Raw genomic sequence first — 1867 nt, 5'->3', positions numbered from 1 at the left:
TTTGTGCACACCAGTACAGATCGGGCGTTGTCCACAGTCCCCAGCACAATGCCCGGATTACTAGGGCCAGCTGTGCCGACGACTTCGGACAATGACAAATCGGCCGGCGACCTCGGTGCCCTGCCGGAAACGATCGTTTTCGGCAGTTGACGACGATGACCGAACGATGGCGAGGACCCGTGTGAGGCACTAACCATGAAGACGTTCATTCGTCGGGCCGATGAAGGCGACTGCGTGCGGTCTCAACTAGAGGTAAATGCCGCCCAGTTCAGAGTTACGATGTGCTCATGAGTAGTCACAACAAGGCTGGAACATCGGCCGCCAGTCGGGCTGGCAACTCTCACGCAATCGTGAGCTTCACGCTCTCGATCATCGCGACCGTCATCACATGGATCAGCGCGTACGGCGCTCCACAGTCCGCGCGATCAGCAGCGGCGGCGGGCGATTATGCCAATGTGTACACGTTCTTGATCATCTCGCTCGGTTTAGCTACCGCCCTGAACGTGGTAGCACTCGTGACCGGCATTAGCGCCGCTAGACGTCGGGTAAGACTGCTTCTGGCTGGAGCGGGAATCGCCCTCAGCGCAACAGGCCTGATCGGCACAGCGATTAACCTCGCTACTGCGTTTCTCCTACCGTTCTGAGTATGGGGTTGTAGGAACCTCAAACCCACAGTAGCCTACGAGCAATCTTGGGCAACGACGCTCAAGACCGACCGAATACGGTGAAGTGATCGGAAGGCTTTGTTATGCGTAAATCGGTGGGGGGAAGACTTAAGGCAAGCCTGTTGGTTAGTGCCTCTCTGGTAATAGGAGCGACAGTATCGATGTTTGGAGCTTCCGCTGCATCTGCTAGCGGCTGTGACCCACACACGTTCTGCACGGGCAAGTTAGTGGTTGCCACGGTCTCACCGTATAAGACGTGGGCGTATGTCTATACCTGCTCCGGTGAAGCACCGGTGTTGATCTCCAGGGCAAAAGCGCAAATTTCGACCAGCATTGCGTACGGCGTCGACTCGATAACAGGTATCGGCCCTGAAAGCAAAGTAGAGCTAGTCGTGGTCGGGTCGTACTACGACGGTCAGTGGTACTGCAAGAAGAAGGCGTGAGAGATCATGAAGACACGAGCCGTAAGGCACGGTGTGCGTATGACAACGGTCCTCGTAGCGGTAGGAGCTGCTGTGACGCTGGGAGGGAGCTTCGCCGCGATGGCAGCCACAGAGCCCACCCAACCGCAGGCATATGAAGGGGGCCTCCAAGGTATGTACAGCGATGCACTGAAAGCACTAGACCCAACCTCGCCATCTTACCCAATACTTCTTGACGCAAGTATCACCGGGGAGATTGACTCGCACGATTATGAAGCAGCACACCGCATGTACGTATCCTGCATGAATAGACAAGGGTTCGAGCCATCGTTCCGAGAAACACGCGAGGGGCTATACATAGAATTGCCGTACACGGACGTCATCCATCCGGATGCGCTCGACGAGGCAGTCATGACTTGCTCCAAACAGACTGGTCCGGTTACGACGTTATACAGAATGCAAGTGTCGAACCCCGACGCCATCCTGGATAGCCGTCTCGTCGCCGTTCACTGCCTGGCTGAGAGCGAATACGTCGAAGGCGACTACTCCACAGATCAGTTTGAGAAGGACATGCGATCGAACAGGTTGCCGTTTGATGCGACGGAAACGATCGCAAACGATTGCCTTTACGGCGCCGGGTTCGCCTACTTCGATATGTCTAACGAGTAACGCTATCTCCCAGCATTCCAGAGACAGCCGGGAGGGCTCGGCTGTCGGGCATTCACGGCTCTTCGGACATCCAGTGGGGCTGAGGCGCGCCGGGTGAGGTTCGGCGGGTAG

Annotated in this window: 2 protein-coding genes; both read left to right on the top strand. The window is 56.6% G+C overall.

Features of this window, described 5'->3' with window-relative positions; all coding sequences use genetic code 11:
- The first annotated feature begins 287 nt into the window (after window positions 1-287).
- Entirely contained in the window at window positions 288-644 is a 357-nt protein-coding gene (locus FM104_RS14815) for a hypothetical protein (protein ID WP_087133002.1), read from the top strand.
- Between the two features lie 503 nt (window positions 645-1147).
- On the top strand, window positions 1148-1756 hold the full coding sequence (locus FM104_RS14810; protein ID WP_143738454.1) for a hypothetical protein: 609 nt from the start codon (window positions 1148-1150) through the stop codon (window positions 1754-1756).
- Window positions 1757-1867 lie beyond the last annotated feature (111 nt).

The organism is Microbacterium esteraromaticum (assembly GCF_900163815.1).
Classification (GTDB): domain Bacteria; phylum Actinomycetota; class Actinomycetes; order Actinomycetales; family Microbacteriaceae; genus Microbacterium; species Microbacterium esteraromaticum_B.
The sequence above is the reverse complement of the archived record's forward strand: the minus strand, read 5'-3'. Positions and strand labels throughout refer to the sequence as shown.